This window comes from Pseudoalteromonas sp. SIMBA_162, assembly GCF_046535955.1.
GTDB lineage: Bacteria > Pseudomonadota > Gammaproteobacteria > Enterobacterales > Alteromonadaceae > Pseudoalteromonas > Pseudoalteromonas marina.
In genome coordinates, this window is record NZ_JAWJBQ010000203.1 from 1 (window position 1) to 312 (window position 312).

General features: G+C 69.2%; 1 protein-coding gene. It reads right to left on the reverse strand.

Annotated elements, in window-relative coordinates:
• Window positions 1–287: hypothetical protein (locus R0J88_RS19370; protein WP_410900782.1), on the reverse strand; the 287-nt coding region annotated here is incomplete at its 3' end.
• Window positions 288–312 lie beyond the last annotated feature (25 nt).

A 312-nucleotide genomic window follows, 5' to 3' on the forward strand; every position in this document is an offset into this window, starting at 1 on the left:
TCCAGCAGCACATCGCCGGAATAGCGATCCACATGCACCACCTGCTGGCGCTCCAGCGCATCCGGATAGATGGAGCCGGTGTAGACGCCCTGCGGCGAGCCCGGCAGATTGATGGCATAGCCCGGCGCCAGGCCTTCGCGAGCGAAGATGCGCTCAGCCTGATCGAGGCCGATATCGGCATGGGCAATCGCGGCGGCGCTCAGCGGCACGCCCGCGGCACCGGAGGCCTGCTCGGCACCAGACTTGCTGCCCCCACCGCCATGCCCGGCATGCTCTCCCTCGTCCACGACGGGGCTTGTCGCTGCAGCCGGC